The sequence below is a fragment of the Enterobacter sp. 725m/11 genome (assembly GCF_011683705.1).
GTDB lineage: Bacteria > Pseudomonadota > Gammaproteobacteria > Enterobacterales > Enterobacteriaceae > Enterobacter > Enterobacter bugandensis.
Map to the genome: position 1 here is coordinate 76,191 of NZ_JAAQOK010000003.1, position 15,428 is coordinate 91,618.

The 15,428-nt window shown below is 53.0% G+C and carries 18 protein-coding genes; 6 read left to right on the forward strand and 12 right to left on the reverse strand.

What is annotated here, in order from left to right:
• Positions 1-5 precede the first annotated feature (5 nt).
• Positions 6-1,244, forward strand: coding sequence for a zinc-dependent alcohol dehydrogenase (locus HBA26_RS02025; RefSeq protein WP_028012324.1), 1,239 nt, complete (start codon positions 6-8; stop codon positions 1,242-1,244).
• Positions 1,245-1,254: 10 nt separating this feature from the next.
• On the opposite strand, the gene yldA is transcribed toward HBA26_RS02025, so the two are convergent.
• Positions 1,255-1,344, reverse strand: coding sequence for a small membrane protein YldA (yldA, locus tag HBA26_RS23040; RefSeq protein ID WP_274620971.1), 90 nt, complete (start codon positions 1,342-1,344; stop codon positions 1,255-1,257).
• Positions 1,345-1,483: 139 nt separating this feature from the next.
• A complete protein-coding gene (gene rnk / locus HBA26_RS02030) occupies positions 1,484-1,894 on the reverse strand; it encodes a nucleoside diphosphate kinase regulator (RefSeq protein WP_028012325.1) in 411 nt (136 codons plus the stop codon).
• 270 nt (positions 1,895-2,164) lie between these two features.
• Here rnk and HBA26_RS02035 point away from each other — a divergent pair, with 270 nt between their 5' ends.
• Positions 2,165-2,785, forward strand: coding sequence for a flavin reductase family protein (locus HBA26_RS02035; protein ID WP_028012326.1), 621 nt, complete (start codon positions 2,165-2,167; stop codon positions 2,783-2,785).
• On the opposite strand, the gene rna is transcribed toward HBA26_RS02035, so the two are convergent.
• Positions 2,779-3,588: a ribonuclease I gene (gene rna / locus HBA26_RS02040; RefSeq protein WP_126345043.1), complete on the reverse strand. Its 810-nt coding sequence runs from the start codon at positions 3,586-3,588 to the stop codon at positions 2,779-2,781. The genes HBA26_RS02035 and rna overlap by 7 nt on opposite strands.
• A 94-nt stretch (positions 3,589-3,682) precedes the next feature.
• Positions 3,683-5,050: an anaerobic C4-dicarboxylate transporter DcuC gene (dcuC, locus tag HBA26_RS02045; RefSeq protein ID WP_028012328.1), complete on the reverse strand. Its 1,368-nt coding sequence runs from the start codon at positions 5,048-5,050 to the stop codon at positions 3,683-3,685.
• Between the two features lie 382 nt (positions 5,051-5,432).
• On the opposite strand from dcuC, the gene pagP reads away from it, so the two are divergent.
• Positions 5,433-6,050: a lipid IV(A) palmitoyltransferase PagP gene (gene pagP, locus HBA26_RS02050; RefSeq protein ID WP_080339189.1), complete on the forward strand. Its 618-nt coding sequence runs from the start codon at positions 5,433-5,435 to the stop codon at positions 6,048-6,050.
• A gap of 190 nt (positions 6,051-6,240) precedes the next feature.
• On the forward strand, positions 6,241-6,450 hold the full coding sequence (gene cspE / locus HBA26_RS02055) for a transcription antiterminator/RNA stability regulator CspE (protein ID WP_002439184.1): 210 nt from the start codon (positions 6,241-6,243) through the stop codon (positions 6,448-6,450).
• A gap of 218 nt (positions 6,451-6,668) precedes the next feature.
• Here the strand turns inward: cspE and crcB are convergent, their stop codons facing one another.
• Positions 6,669-7,052 (reverse strand): fluoride efflux transporter CrcB, encoded by a 384-nt coding sequence (gene crcB / locus HBA26_RS02060; protein ID WP_041910922.1) that lies wholly within the window; start codon positions 7,050-7,052, stop codon positions 6,669-6,671.
• Between the two features lie 67 nt (positions 7,053-7,119).
• Between crcB and HBA26_RS02065 the strand changes: the two genes are divergently transcribed.
• Together HBA26_RS02065 and tatE are read left to right on the forward strand one after the other, a co-directional pair.
• Complete coding sequence (locus tag HBA26_RS02065) at positions 7,120-7,908, forward strand: deaminated glutathione amidase (RefSeq protein WP_166720748.1); 789 nt, start codon at positions 7,120-7,122, stop codon at positions 7,906-7,908.
• A 125-nt stretch (positions 7,909-8,033) separates the two neighbouring features.
• Positions 8,034-8,234, forward strand: coding sequence for a twin-arginine translocase subunit TatE (gene tatE, locus HBA26_RS02070; protein WP_028012332.1), 201 nt, complete (start codon positions 8,034-8,036; stop codon positions 8,232-8,234).
• A gap of 81 nt (positions 8,235-8,315) precedes the next feature.
• Here the strand turns inward: tatE and lipA are convergent, their stop codons facing one another.
• The 7 genes from lipA to mrdB all read right to left on the reverse strand — a co-directional run bounded on the left by lipA (position 8,316) and on the right by mrdB (position 15,427).
• Positions 8,316-9,281 (reverse strand): lipoyl synthase, encoded by a 966-nt coding sequence (gene lipA, locus HBA26_RS02075; RefSeq protein WP_028012333.1) that lies wholly within the window; start codon positions 9,279-9,281, stop codon positions 8,316-8,318.
• 207 nt (positions 9,282-9,488) lie between these two features.
• A complete protein-coding gene (locus HBA26_RS02080) occupies positions 9,489-10,442 on the reverse strand; it encodes a YbeF family transcriptional regulator (protein WP_041910920.1) in 954 nt (317 codons plus the stop codon).
• 291 nt (positions 10,443-10,733) lie between these two features.
• Positions 10,734-11,375, reverse strand: a complete 642-nt coding sequence (lipB, locus tag HBA26_RS02085) for a lipoyl(octanoyl) transferase LipB (RefSeq protein WP_028012335.1) — start codon at positions 11,373-11,375, stop codon at positions 10,734-10,736.
• Between the two features lie 93 nt (positions 11,376-11,468).
• Positions 11,469-11,732, reverse strand: a complete 264-nt coding sequence (ybeD, locus tag HBA26_RS02090; protein WP_003858718.1) for a DUF493 family protein YbeD — start codon at positions 11,730-11,732, stop codon at positions 11,469-11,471.
• Between the two features lie 105 nt (positions 11,733-11,837).
• Positions 11,838-13,049, reverse strand: coding sequence for a D-alanyl-D-alanine carboxypeptidase DacA (gene dacA / locus HBA26_RS02095; RefSeq protein WP_028012336.1), 1,212 nt, complete (start codon positions 13,047-13,049; stop codon positions 11,838-11,840).
• A 139-nt stretch (positions 13,050-13,188) separates the two neighbouring features.
• Positions 13,189-14,298 (reverse strand): endolytic peptidoglycan transglycosylase RlpA, encoded by a 1,110-nt coding sequence (rlpA, locus tag HBA26_RS02100; protein ID WP_126345041.1) that lies wholly within the window; start codon positions 14,296-14,298, stop codon positions 13,189-13,191.
• Between the two features lie 16 nt (positions 14,299-14,314).
• Positions 14,315-15,427 (reverse strand): peptidoglycan glycosyltransferase MrdB, encoded by a 1,113-nt coding sequence (mrdB, locus tag HBA26_RS02105; RefSeq protein WP_126345040.1) that lies wholly within the window; start codon positions 15,425-15,427, stop codon positions 14,315-14,317.
• Between the last annotated feature and the right edge of the window lies 1 nt (position 15,428).

A 15,428-nucleotide genomic window follows, 5' to 3' on the forward strand; every position in this document is an offset into this window, starting at 1 on the left:
GTCGCATGAAAGCACTCACGTACCACGGCCCGCACCATGTTCGCGTTGAGAATGTCCCCGATCCCATCATTGAACAGCCCGACGATATCATCCTGCGCGTCACGGCCACGGCGATTTGCGGCTCCGACCTGCATCTCTATCGTGGAAAGATCCCAAAGGTGCAGCACGGCGACATTTTTGGACATGAATTTATGGGCGAGATCGTCGAGTGCGGACGAGAGGTAAAGGACCTGCAAAAAGGCGATCGCGTGGTGATCCCCTTTGTCATCGCCTGCGGTGACTGCTTCTTTTGCCGTCTGCAGCAGTACGCTGCCTGTGAGAATACCAATGCCGGGCAGGGCGCTGCGCTGAACAAAAAGCAAATTCCCGCGCCGGCAGCGCTGTTTGGCTATAGCCATCTCTACGGCGGCGTGCCGGGAGGGCAGGCGGAATATGTGCGCGTGCCGAAAGGCAACGTCGGACCGTTTAAGGTGCCGCAGTTGCTCTCCGATGATAAGGCCCTGTTTCTTTCTGATATTTTACCCACCGCCTGGCAGGCGGCAAAAAATGCGCAGATTGAAAAAGGCTCCAGCGTCGCCGTTTTCGGTGCCGGTCCGGTGGGGTTGTTGACGATTGCCTGCGCACGGCTGTTAGGGGCTGAGCAGATTTTTGTTATCGACCATCACCCCTATCGGCTGCGGTTTGCCGAGGCGCGCTACGGTGCTATCCCCATCAATTTTGATGATGATAACGACGCGGCGGAAAAAATAATCGAGCAAACCGCCGGGCAGCGGGGAGTCGATGCCGTCATTGATGCCGTCGGGTTCGAAGCCAAGGGCAGCACCACGGAGACGATCCTCAGCAACCTTAAAATTGAGGGCAGCAGCGGCAAAGCGCTGCGTCAGTGTATCGCTGCCGTCCGGCGCGGCGGGGTGGTCAGCGTACCCGGCGTGTATGCCGGGTTTATTCATGGCTTCCTGTTTGGGGATGCCTTCGATAAAGGGCTGACGTTTAAGATGGGCCAGACGCACGTCCACGCCTGGCTGGGCGAACTGCTACCGCTGATCGAAAAAGGGCTGCTGACGCCGGAAGAGATTGTGACGCATTATCTCCCCCTGGCGGATGCGGAACGTGCCTATAAGATTTTCGAAAAACGGGAGGAGGAGTGCCGGAAGGTGATTCTGGTGCCCGGCGCGGAAACGCCTGAGGCCGCTGAGCAAAAAGTTAAGGGCCTGGTGAATGCGTTCCCGGGCGGAGTGGTGTAAGAATACGCGCTTACTTGTGGCGTTCAAGGTAGAGCACGGCCGTGACGATGATCGCCACAATAATCAGAAAAATAAGTGTGATAACCAGTATCTCACACATGTCCATCCTCGCAGCATCACAACAGATTAAGCGTGGATTAAGGCCTTTTAGCGCGATACAGGAAAATCGGGTGAATTTGCGGAAAGAGGATGCAGGCGCATCCTCTGTGCAACGCGGGTCGCGTTTGTTCAGAATGACATTAACGCAGGTAATCGCCCGCGGCTTCTGGCTGGTAGAGCAGTTCCAGCACTTCCAGATGGGTGGAGGCACCGCCCGGCAAGTCCCAGTGGATGGTATCGCCCGTACGCAGCCCCAGCAGTGCGGCCCCCACCGGCGCAAGAACCGAAAGTTGCGCGCTGCTGTCCGTCATCTGGGCCGGGTAAACCAGCGTGCGGGTCAGTTCTTCACCGGTGGTCAGGTTGCGGAATTTCACCTGGCTGTTCATGGTGACCACGTTATGCGGCATCGTCTCAGGCGTGCACATCTGCGCCCGGTCGAGTTCCTCATTCAGGGCATCGGCCACCGGAAGTGAGGCGAATTCTGCTTTTTCCAGCAGCCTGTCGATACGTTCTGCGTCGAGCTCGTTGATGATGATTGTAGGTCTGGACATTTTTTACTCCATGTCGTTAATGCTGCGTCTAACGCAGAAACCAATCCAAAAGAAAACCCTCGCCATCTGGCAGCGAGGGTTTAACTCTCCCGATGATACTGGCTGAACGCGCAAGTTTGAAGTGATGAAGGTCACATTCATGTGCCATATGAATTTTCACTGAAATTTATTCAATCTTCATTCCTGGCGGATTGCGTTACGCTGTATGTTCTGAACCCGGGCGCTGCGCGAAACATCATTCGCCGCAGCCCTTACCAACGAGAGAGCGCTATGTACTTCTACCAACCGTCTCAGGGGCATGGCCTGCCGCATGACCCGCTGAACGCCATTGTCGGCCCCCGTCCGATTGGCTGGATCTCCTCTTGCGACCAGGCCGGTCAGCTCAACCTTGCGCCGTATAGCTTCTTCAACTGCTTTAACTATCGCCCGCCGATCATTGGCTTTTCCAGCAACGGCTGGAAGGACAGCGTGCGTAATATTGTTGAAACAAAGGAGTTTGTCTGGAATCTGGCAACGCGCGATCTTGCGGAAGCGATGAATCAGACCTCTGCCATGCTGCCTCACGACCAGGACGAATTTACCTTTTCCGGATTAACGCCTGCGGCAAGCAAGCTGGTGAGCGCCCCCCGCGTGGCGGAAAGCCCGGTCAACTTTGAGTGCCGCCTGTCTCAGTGTATTCAGCTTACCGGTGCCGACGGTACGCCGGTGGATACCTGGCTGGTGCTGGGAGAAGTGGTCGGGATCCATATTGCCGAAACGCTGCTGGAAGAGGGGATATACCAGACGGCGAAAGCGCAGCCCATCCTGCGTGCGGGTGGGCCGACGGCTTACTATGGCATCAGTGACGAACACCGGTTTGACATGGTGCGACCGGTGGTGGGCGATCAGTAACCGGCCTTATCAATGACAAATTGTTTTCCGCAGTTGCCTGGATGCGGCTGCAGAGCAAAGGATGTCGCAGAAAGCGGGGCGTTAATGGTGTCTGCTTTGAGTGAAATTTGCATCTCGGTCAGATACGCCGGATTACCGTTGCAGGTCAGCTTGAAGGCTTTGATATTTTCCTTGCCCCAGGTTTTGGCAACGGCGTTGTCAAAATCACTCCGGCTGACGGTTTTACCGTAATTTTCCGCAAGGAAATGACCGACGGCGCTGTTTTTCATTTCCTGATTCATTCTCACCATGGTGCCGAAATAGGCATCGGGATCAAAACCAAAGCAGACGCCATGTTTGGCATATTCGTAACGTTCCAGACAGGAGTTTCCACCCGCGCCCGGCATGACCTCGTTCAGCTTAGCCGCGCCGGAAAGCGACAGCCCTGTTTCGGCTGCTGCGCATTTGCGGCTGGCCTTCACTTCAGGCATGTTCGGGATAGGGCGCGTGGCGCAGCCAAATCGCATCCATCGACGTTCATCCACGCCGCGTGCGGCAATGGATTTCGGCAGGCCGGGCCATAGCCCGTGAACGGTCAGAAAATCGGTTTTATTGTCGCGCTCTTTTTGCAGACGACATTCATCCGGTTCATTGCGGTTACGCTCGACCATGCTTTGACAAAATCCCGTTTGCCAGGATAAAGCCAGCACATAGCGATCGAAATCGCCGTACTGCGTGGCCTTGAGGGGTTCGGCCTGTGCTGAGAAGAGACTGAGTGCAAGCGCTACTGCGCCAGACGGGATAACGATATCCTTCCTGAACATGTGATTTCCTGATTGGTTGTGCGCAATTCATTTTTGTGGGTTATTAAAGCACAAAAAGCGCCCGCAGGCGCTTTTAGGTAATCAGGAATTTCACTTAGGCGGCGCCGGGAACCAGCACTTCGGTAGCAATAATGACGATGATCAGCCCAACCAGCACCGGCACTGACGTGCGTTTCACCACTTCAAACGGCGAGATTTTGGCCATCCCGGCAACCGCCACCACCACGCCTGAGACAGGCGAGATGGTACGACCCAGGTTTGAGGCCTGGAGCATGGGAATGGAAAGATAAGCCGGGTTGATACCGGACGAGTGAGCCAGCTTAGGGATCATCTCAACGAAGGCGTAAAATGGCGCATTCCCGGAACCGGTGGTCATTGCCGCCAGCATGGTCAGTACCACCAGGACCAGCATCAGGATAATACTGGCCGAGCCAAACGAGGTGGCGATGGAGATCAGGCTCTGGATAAAGCCGATCGTGCTCAGACCCTGGGCAAAGACACCTGCTGCAACCAACAGCATCACCACGCCGGCAAACGCATCTGCCATACCGCGATACGCGACCTCAAGGCCGGAGAAGACTTTTTGGGTGTTGAAACCGCGCACGAACTCCAGCACAGCGGCTAACAGCATACAGATAACCAGGATAGTAATAATGTGCAGCTGCGGGCCCCATTTCCCGTCAAAAATGAGCACGCCGATAATCGGCGTGAACGGCAAAATGGCATAGAACGCCGGCGCCGTGGTGGTGATTTCGCTTACATCCATCATTTCATGGCTGATGTTCTCTTTTTTATCGAGATAGCGCTGCCAGAAGAAATGCGCGATACCCATTCCCACAATGGCGACAATCGAGATCGGCAGCGTGGTTTTAAAGGCGAAGTCGATAAGCGACATTTCGGCTGCTTTCGCCGCCAGCACAACGTCTCCTGACGTCGGGGAGAGAATAATGGCCGCCGGGGAGGCGCAAATTGCCGCCGCTGCCCCACGGCTGATGCCCACGTTTACCATCACCGGGAACAGCGTGGCCATTAACAGTACGCCAAGCCCGGTTGCCGATGAAACGGCCAGCGACATCAGGCAGGCGAGGAAATAGGCGGCAACCATCAACAGATACGGCGAGTTAATGTACTGCAGGGGTTTCGAGGCAAGCTTCACAACCATGTCGTTCGCGCCGATATGGGTCATATAGGCTGCAAAACCGCACAGCATCATGATCATCATACCCAGATCGCCACCGCGGCTCATGAGCAGGATTTTAATATATTCAACAATATCCGTGGCGGTGTAGCCCGTGCTGGCTGCGCTGGCAGGTAAAACCTGATGACCCATTACTGCACTGATTATCAGCAGCGTTAAACCACCGACAAATAAAACGCCCGTGGCTGAGTATCCTTTAATGATGTAGCGAGCTACACCCACAATGACGACGACCCCAATTAGGAGTTCGATAAACGTAAGCATGATTTCCCCTGTGTCTTTCTGCCCTGAGATATAAAAAATTAATATAAAAAAATGTGCCGAATTAATGGCCCGCCCTTGCTGATTAAAATCAATAAACAGACGACTAACGAACAGCATAACAGCGTTTTTGCCATGGCTAAGGCATTTATGTCATAAGGATCTTGACCGGCAATGACAGCGTAACATGTCTATGTAATGATAACAAAATGTTAAACTTTTGTGTGGTCTGGCCTGTTAGTACTGGAGACCGTTAACAGACATTAGGCGTACATGATGTGGGTTTATTCGGGATAAGCAGAACGCCGCTTTAAGAATATTCCCGAAAAGCGGCCTGATATTTAAGAGTAGGGGTGATGCCGTTAAGGCTTGGTTCAATTATTCTATGTTAAACTTTGCCTCGAATATCAAGAATGGTAATTGCATTGTGATTGTACGTAATACTTTTTTCTCTATTTTATTGTTTATTATTGGCCAGTTAACGTTTTCTTCTGTTGCACAGGCAGAGAACAACGCGACGGATAAAGGTTGGTTCTCTACTTTTACGGATAATGTTTCGCAGACCTGGTCAGCGCCTGAACATTATGATCTCTATGTCCCGGCAATAACGTGGCATGCGCGCTTTGCTTACGACAAAGAGAAAACGGATAAATACAACGAGCGTCCTTGGGGAGCGGGTTTTGGTCAGTCGCGCTGGGATGATAAAGGAAACTGGCATGGCATCTATCTGATGGCCTTCAAAGACTCCTTTAACAAGTGGGAACCGATTGGCGGCTACGGCTGGGAAAAAACCTGGCGCCCGCTGGCGGATGAGAACTTCCACGTTGGTCTGGGCTATACCGCCGGGGTGACCGCGCGCGACAACTGGAAGTACATTCCGATCCCCGTATTGCTGCCTCTGGCCTCTGTTGGTTACGGCCCTGCAACGTTCCAGATGACCTACATTCCGGGAACGTATAACAACGGTAACGTTTACTTCGCCTGGATGCGTTTTCAGTTTTAACTGACAAAACATTACCTGGTGGTGAAAAAACGTGCAGTCGTTGATTCGTAAGCGATAAAAATCTGTCAGTGAAAATTAACGCGACTTTAGTCACTTTTTGTCAAAGATCCGCTGGACAAAAGGTCCCACAATTGATGTACTGGTAACCGACACAGCATTTGTGTCGTTTTTTAATGTAAAGGTAATTTTGATGTCTAAGATTAAAGGTAACGTTAAGTGGTTTAATGAGTCCAAAGGATTCGGTTTCATTACTCCTGAAGATGGCAGCAAAGACGTGTTCGTACACTTCTCTGCAATCCAGTCTAATGGTTTCAAAACTCTGGCTGAAGGTCAGCGTGTAGAGTTCGAAATCACTAACGGTGCCAAAGGCCCTTCTGCTGCTAACGTAATCGCTCTGTAATTCAGACGCGTCAGCAAGAATTTCAAAACCCGCTCATTGAGCGGGTTTTTTTCGTTATGAATCAGCCAAGCAGGTAAATTTTCAGGAAGCTGGCCACGATCAGTACGCTCAACAACACCATGCCTGCGCTCATCAGACTCTGTTTCATTTGTCACCCTCGTTCAGTATTGCCTTCAGAGTGACAGAGAAAAATTAAGCCAACATTAACGCTCCGGCAGTTAATGCGTGCTTACAGAGGAAAAAAGCCAAAATGCGATCCCCGTCATCGCGAAAGATCCGATCATGTTGATCGCGATATTCACCAGCGCCCAGCCGATACGACCTTCCTGAAAGAGAAAAACCGTTTCCGCGGAAAAGGTTGAAAAGGTCGTCAAACCGCCGCAGAAGCCGGTGGTAATCAAGACTTTCCACATAGGATCGATGTGCGTCATCCGGTTAAACCAGGCCAGCCCCATACCAATAATAAAAGCACCAATCAGGTTGGCGGCCAGCGTTCCTAATGGAATCGCCTGGTGCAGGGGATTAAACCGCATACTCAGTAACCACCTCGCAACGCTCCCCGTGCCTCCACCAATAAAAACAGCTAAAAGGAGTTGTAACACGCTAAATACCTGCTATTTGATGTGTAAGAGTAGCGAGTTTAACGCTGTTTATAATGAGGGGACAAATATGTATGTTGCGGTAGGGCAGTTTGCGGTCACGCCTGACTGGCGGGTTAACGCAGTGCAGTGCGTTAACCTGATGATACAGGCCCGACAGAAAGGCGCGTCGCTGCTGGTGCTTCCTGAGGCGTTGCTGGCAAGGGATGATAACGACCCGGATTTGTCCGTGAAGTCCGCACAGGCCCTTGACGGCGAATTTTTACAACAGCTGCTCGCCCAGAGCGTAGGCAGTACGATGACCACCGTCTTAACCGTGCACGTTCCCTCAACGCCGGGTCGCGCAGTGAATACGCTGGTGGCTATTCGTGACGGTGCCATTGTTGCGCGCTACGCCAAGCTTCATCTCTATGATGCGTTCAGCATCCAGGAGTCGCGACGCGTTGATCCGGGAGATGTCGTCCCACCGCTCATTGATATCGACGGGTTTAAGGTGGGGTTGATGACCTGCTATGACCTGCGTTTCCCGGAGCTGGCGGTGCATCTGGCGCTGCAGGGGGCGGAGGTGCTGGTATTGCCCGCCGCATGGGTTAAGGGGCCGCTAAAAGAGCAACACTGGGCTACGCTGATTGCGGCACGCGCGCTGGACACGACCTGTTATGTTGTTGCCGCCGGGGAGTGCGGCAATAAAAACATCGGGCAGAGCAGGGTGGTTGATCCCCTGGGAGTGACGATTGCCGCCGCAGCGGAAGCGCCGGTTCTGCTGATGGCGGAGATAATTTTAGAAAGAGTTGCGCTTGCGCGTCAGCAATTACCTGTTCTTCGCAACCGTCGCTTTGCGCCACCGCAATTATTGTGATGTTTTTTTCAACAATGCTTGATTCACCTTGTTACAGATTGCTATTGTGTGCACGCGCCAAATGACCGTTAATACGATCGGGTTTTGGCGCTGAATGCAGCCTGTTTTAAGTAAAGAAGGTATCTATGGGTGAGATTAGTATTACCAAACTGCTGGTGGTTGCCGCACTGGTCGTCCTGCTGTTTGGTACCAAGAAGTTACGCACGCTGGGTGGTGACCTGGGGGCTGCCATCAAAGGCTTCAAGAAAGCGATGAACGACGATGACGCAGCCGCGAAGAAAAGCGCTGACGACATCCCGGCAGAGAAGCTTTCCCACAAAGAGTAACGGCAATGCCTGAGGGCTTGCGAAAAAAAACCGGCTCATGAGGCCGGTTTTTTTGCATTACTGTAAATGAATATTACGGCGTTATTTGACTTCTTCGCCTTTCGCCTGCATATCCGCATGGTAAGAAGAACGAACAAACGGACCACAAGCCGCGTGGGTAAAGCCCATCGCCAGCGCTTCGGCTTTCATCTCGTCAAATTCATCCGGGCTCACGTAGCGCTGTACCGGCAGGTGGTGACGGCTTGGCTGCAGATACTGGCCGAGCGTCAACATGGTCACACCGTGGCGGCGCAGATCGCGCATGACGTCGATGATTTCGTCATTGGTTTCACCCAGACCAACCATCAGACCTGACTTGGTCGGGATATGCGGATGTGCTTCTTTAAAGCGCTCCAGCAGCTTCAGAGACCAGTTGTAGTCGGCTCCCGGACGCACCTGACGGTAAAGACGCGGAACGTTCTCCAGGTTGTGGTTAAACACATCTGGCGGCGTCGCGGTCAGGATATCCAGCGCGCGGTCCATACGGCCGCGGAAGTCAGGAACCAGCGTTTCGATTTTGATGTTCGGGCTTTTTTCGCGAATGGCAGTAATGCAGTCAGCGAAGTGCTGAGCACCGCCATCACGCAGATCGTCGCGGTCAACGGAGGTGATAACCACATAACGCAGCGCCATGTCGGCGATGGTTTGCGCCAGTTTTTGCGGCTCGTTGGCATCGGGGGCCACCGGGCGGCCATGCGCCACGTCGCAGAATGGGCAGCGGCGGGTACAGATGGCACCCAGAATCATAAACGTCGCGGTGCCGTGATTGAAACATTCAGCAAGGTTCGGGCAAGAGGCTTCTTCACAAACAGAGTGAAGGCCATTCTTACGCATCGCCGCTTTGATCCCCTGGATACGCGAAGAGTCTGCCGGAAGTTTGATTTTCATCCATTCCGGTTTTCTTAACAGCGCCTCGCGCTCTGTAGCCACGTTTTTAACCGGGATAAGGGCCATTTTATCGGCATCGCGGTATTTTACACCGCGTTCCATCACAATGGGTTTACTCATAGCGTGCGTGTTCCAGTTGCGAATATCGAAGGAAAGCGTTTCAATTCAAGGGAATGTTGTATTTATCAACTATTTTTGAACGAACGACAGGCAGTATATCATTTATAGGGGCGTTAAAGCAGCCTGCCAGGTCGCCAATTTGTAAAATAGTTGTTGTTTTGTGCCTTTTGCCCTGCGAGCGGCAGGGACGTGTACGGGGACGCTCTGTCAGAAGGCCTGACGGATAATGCGGATGACGTTTTCCAGTACCGGATCGCGCAAGCTGAGCTTGTTGTAATGCAGTGAAATCTCGATAGATTCTGCATTGAGCTGGCTTAGCGGAATACTCTCCAGCGGCCAGCATTTCCGCAGCAGGTTATACAGGCGTGAAGGCATGATGCACAGCATATCGCTGCTACCAATCAGGGATGCGGTGGTGAACATATTGTAACTGCTGAAACTGATCTGACGTTCCGGGAAAATTTCGTCAATACGCTGACGCAGAGCGTGGTTAGACTGTCCTTCGGTCATGAAAGACGAGTGGTCATAGTTGCGCAGGTTTTCAATGGATAACGGCTCGCTGAGGACGGGGTGCTGCTTGCGGCAAACCAGCACCAGGTTATCGGCATAAAGCACATTTTGCCCCAGCGCTCGGGCGCTAAAGCTGCCGCTTTCGATGACCAGGTCCGTCTGGAACTGAGCAAGCTGAACGTCAGGTTCGTTAAGAGGCACATTGCGAAGCAGAAGCTGAGGCGCATGCTCTTTCACGGCCTGGAAGATCGCGGGCATCACCAGCACGCCGACAGAAGGGGAGCAGCCGATGGTGATGGTTCTCTGTTTGTCATAGCTTCCGGTTAAATCCAGCGCACCCAGAATCGACTCCAGCCCCTGGCTGATGTATTCGTGGAGATGTGTCGCATAGGCCGTTGGCGTGACGCCCTGGCCCTTACGGATAAATAAGGGGTCGGGAAATATAGCCCGTAGCTTTTGAATTGACTGACTTATTGCCGATGGCGTGAGATTAAGAATTTTCGCAGCATTAACGATACCCTTATGGACATATACTGCCTCAAAAATAGTCAGTAAATTGAGATCAATATTACGTAAAGTCCGAAAAATTTGCGGCTTATCTTCGCCACCAGGGTCATTCAGGCGTTTGGCTGGTAAATTATTATACTCCACGCTTTCACTCCGTATACATTCACAACATGAATGATAGTTCAATTTATTTATTATGCTTGTAGAGATTCGTAAAGTGTTGCTTTTGTTCCACTTGTTTATCAAAAACAAACAGTTGTGTGATTATCACTCAAGTTACTTAGCCTGTGTATGCCGTGCTGTCCGGAGGCTAAATAATATGTAAGGGCAATATTCGGGCGCTTCGAAAATATAGAATCTGCGGATTATTGTAAAGCGTAAAAGCGGTAAATAAACAGTGGCCCGTCAAATTATCGAGCCATTCTGGATGATATATTAAGCAGGGATATATTCGTGCGGGGGATTGTTAAGTAGCGCTAACACATTCTTCAGAAGCACGGGACGTATATTTTCTGGCGTAGCGGTATCGACCCACTGGCGCATTTGCGTCATTTCCATGCCGGCGTAGCCGCAGGGGTTTATGCGCTGGAAAGGCGTAAGATCCATATTAATATTCAATGCCAGACCGTGGAAGGAACAACCTTTACGAATACGTAGCCCCAGAGAGCAGATCTTCATTTCGCCAACGTAGACGCCCGGCGCATCGGCACGCGGATGCGCGTCAATCCCATACTCCGCCAGCGTGTTGACGACGGTCTGTTCCAGTAACGTCACCAGCTCACGTACGCCAAGCTTTCTGCGCTTCAGATTAAGCAGGACGTACATGACCTGCTGACCCGGACCGTGGTAAGTCACCTGTCCGCCACGATCGCTCTGGATCACCGGGATATCGCCCGTCATTAATAAGTGTTCCGCTTTTCCCGCCTGGCCCTGCGTAAATACCGGCAGATGTTCGACCAGCCAAATCTCATCAGGGGTTGTGTCATCGCGTGAATCGGTGAACTCGTGCATAGCCTGAGAGACAGGCTCATAAGGTTGCAGCCCGAGATGACGGACCAGAATTTTATCCTGATACAAAACGCGTCTCCGAAGACGAGAAACAAAAGATGAGGGGAGTATATCACAGCGGGGAAGAGGGGTTACCCGGTAAACCGGGTAACCGCAAAGGGACTACAGCACCATACGAACGATTTCGATATTGCCGAGCTCTTCGTACAGCGTCTCAACCTGCTCGATATGTGTGGCAGTGATGGTAATAGAAACCGAGTGGTAGTTGCCCTTGCTGCTTGGTTTTACTGACGGAGAGTAGTCACCCGGCGCATGGCGCTGTACCACTTCAACCACCTGATCAACCAGCTCAGGTTTCGCCAGACCCATTACTTTGTAGGTAAACGGGGTAGGGAATTCAAGCAGTTCGTTAAGTTTGGTTTTCATGTCAGCTCCGGCGTAACGTCAAAAAGAATAACTCCCACGTCAGGTGGGAGTTATCAGGATACTTAGTATATGGGGATCAAAATCACACTTTCAAGTGTTCGATTTTTAGCCAAACCAGTGATGGAACATCAGTTTAATGTAATCAATGATTTTGCCGAAGAAATTGCCTTCAGGAATTTCTTCCAATACCACGAGTGGACGCTGGTCGATCGTTTTACCGTCCAGCTGGAAGTTGATGGTACCCACCACCTGGTTTTTATGCAGCGGGGCATGCAGTTCGGTGGTGTTGAGCACATAGCTTGCTTTCAGATCCTTCATACGACCGCGTGGAATGGTCAGGTAGAGGTCTTTATCCACGCCCAGAGAAGCACGATCGTTATCGCCGAACCAGACGGGTTCAGAAGCAAATTCTTTGCCTGCTTTCAGCGGGTTCACGGTTTCGAAGAAACGGAAGCCCCAGGTCAGCAGCTTCTTACTCTCGGTTTCGCGACCTTTAAAGGTGCGACCGCCCATCACGGCAGAGATCAGGCGCATCTGGCCTTCAGTGGCAGAGGCTACCAGGTTGTAACCGGCTTTGTCGGTGTGGCCGGTTTTGATGCCGTCAACGTTCAGGCTGTTATCCCACAGCAGGCCGTTACGGTTGGTCTGACGAATGCCGTTGAAGGTGAACTCTTTCTCTTTGTAGATAGAGTACTCGTTAGGTACGTCGCGGATCAGCGCCTGACCAATCAGCGCCATATCACGCGCGGAGCTGTACTGACCGTCTGCATCGAGACCGTGTACGGTCTGGAAGTGGCTGTTCTTCAGACCCAGGGCATTTACGTAGCTGTTCATCAGGCCCACGAACGCATCCTGACTACCGGCGGCGAAATCGGCCATGGCCACGCAGGCATCGTTACCGGACTGCAGGTTAATGCCACGAATTAACTGAGAAACCGGAACCTGCATTCCTGGTTTCAGGAACATCAGCGAGGAACCTTTGAAAACAGGGTTCCCGGTAGCCCACGCATCGTTGCCGATGGTGACCAGATCCGTCTCTTTGAACTTACCGGCTTTCATTGCCTGGCCGATGACGTAGCTGGTCATCATTTTGGTCAGGCTGGCCGGGTCACGGCGGGCATCGGCATTTTGTTCTGCCAGCACTTTGCCAGAGTTGTAATCGATCAGGATGTAGGATTCCGCGTCGATTTGCGGAACGCCAGGGATCATGGTCTTGATATTCAGGTCATCAGCATGAGCTGCAGAGAGTGCAGCCGCGCAAAGGGCCGTGGTCAGCGCCATGCGCTGCACAAAACGAGCAGAAAAAGTGGTCTTCATGGTCAGAACTACGACATCCGTGATGGAATTAAAAAAAGTGCCTTACTATAGCAAATGCTATTCAGGCAGGCATCCGACTTTAAGCATGAGTTTGTGAATGTGTTTTACACAAACTGACATTTCGGATACCGCCGATTAATTACTTCGTAACAGCGATAAAGGACTGCAGCTGTGCCTCGCTCTGCAAACGCTGCTGCAGGGATGCCGCCTGCGACTTGCTGGCAAACGGCCCCATCTGAATACGCCAGACCGCGCCGTTTTGCTCAACGCGTCCTGGCACGCCAAACTGCTGGCTTAGACGCTGCTGATACTGCTGGGCACGGGCCCGATCGCTCACTGCGCCCACCTGGACGACAAAGCCGCCGCTGGCTGCTGCGGGAGCGGCAACGGCTGCGCTCTGGGTCGTGACCGGAGCCGTTACCGGGGCAGGCTGCTGCACGACGGGGGCGGCAACTGGGGCTGGCGTCGGCTCACTGCTCTCCAGCACGCCCGAGGCTAAGTTCGTTGGTGCGCCAAGGAAGCCGCTGCTTTTTACCGGTGCGCCAGTGGCATCATCGCTTTGCAGGGTGTCATTGCTGATTGGGCGTATTTCTCCCGCTGGCTGAGAAGGCTCTGCCGGCGAGGAGACGCTTCCCATGCCGCCGTCCAGATTTGGGCGGTCGGGGAGGGCATAGGTCTGTTTCGCCACCGTGGTACACGCGGTTCCCGGCCCGGAGAGCGAACCATCCTGCGCCACGATAATTGGGTCAATGCGAACTTTGGTGTTGTTCGAGGTATTCAGGCGATCGGCAGACGCGCGGGACAGGGAAATCACCCGGTCATTGCCGTACGGGCCGCGGTCGTTAATACGCACGACGATCATACGGCCGTTCGCCAGGTTGGTGATACGGGCGTAGCTAGGGATAGGTAGCGTCGGGTGCGCCGCAGTCAGCTGCATTGGGTCAAATGTTTCACCCGATGCCGTCAGGTTACTGCCCGGCTCAGCATCATAAATGGCGGCAAAGCCAGCCTGGCTAAAGCGGGACGGATCCTGCACAATTTTGTAGCTTTTGCCGTCGTGCTCGTAATCCTGATTCGCGCTGGCATTCAGCGGTTCATAAACGGGATCGGCACCGCTAATTTCAACGATTGGGCCATTACACACCGCTGGCTGCGGCGGCGCGACGGTTGCCTGTTGCTGACCATCATCACTTGTACAGGCCGCAAGTAAACTTGCCGCAATGCAGATACCCAGCCACTGCTTACGCATTCCGATCCCCTTATTTTTATACGCTTTTTGACAACATTTTTCTGTGGGTGTGGATCGACATCACGATACCAAACCCGGCCATCAACACGATCAGTGCCGAGCCTCCGTAACTCACCAGCGGCAGCGGTACGCCTACCACCGGCAGAATACCACTCACCATACCAATATTTACGAAGACATAAACGAATAAAATCAACATCAGTCCGCCTGCCATCACGCGGCCGAAGGTGGTCTGCGCGCGGGCCGCAATCCACAAACCTCGCATGATAAGCAGCACGTAGAGCGCCAGCAGGATCAGGATGCCAACCAGTCCCAGCTCTTCCGCCAGTACCGCAAAGATAAAGTCGGTGTGGCGCTCCGGTAAAAACTCCAGCTGCGACTGGGTACCGTGCAGCCAGCCTTTACCGCGCAGGCCGCCGGAGCCAATCGCAATCTTGGACTGAATAATATGATAGCCCGCACCGAGCGGATCGGTTTCCGGATCCAGAAGCATCATGACGCGCTGGCGCTGGTAGTCATGCATCAGGAAGAACCACAGGATAGGGATAAACGCTGCAACCAGCACTACCGCTATACCAATCAGACGCCAGCTTAAGCCCGACAGGAACAGGACAAACAGGCCGGAGAGGGCAATAAGGATCGAGGTGCCGAGGTCAGGCTGCGCCGCAACCAGCAGTGTCGGCAGGAATATCAGCACCAGGGCGATAGCGGTATTTTTCAGCGACGGCGGACAGACGTCGCGGTTAATAAAGCGCGCCACCATCAGCGGAACTGCGATTTTGGCAATCTCCGAGGGCTGGAAACGAACAACGCCCAGATCCAGCCAGCGCTGTGCCCCTTTTGAGATGGCACCGAACGCATCTACCGCCACCAGCAAAATAATACAAAAGATGTAGAGATAGGGCGCCCAGCCTTCATAGACGCGCGGCGGGATCTGCGCCATTACCACCATAATGACCAGACCCATCGCGATCTGGCCGATCTTGCGTTCCATCATGCCGATGTCCTGGCCGCTGGCGCTCCAGATAACCAGGGCGCTGTAAACCAGCAGGGCCAGCAGGATCAGCAGCATGGCTGGGTCGATGTGAATTTTATCCCACAGCGATTTTTTATTTGAATTATCCGTCATG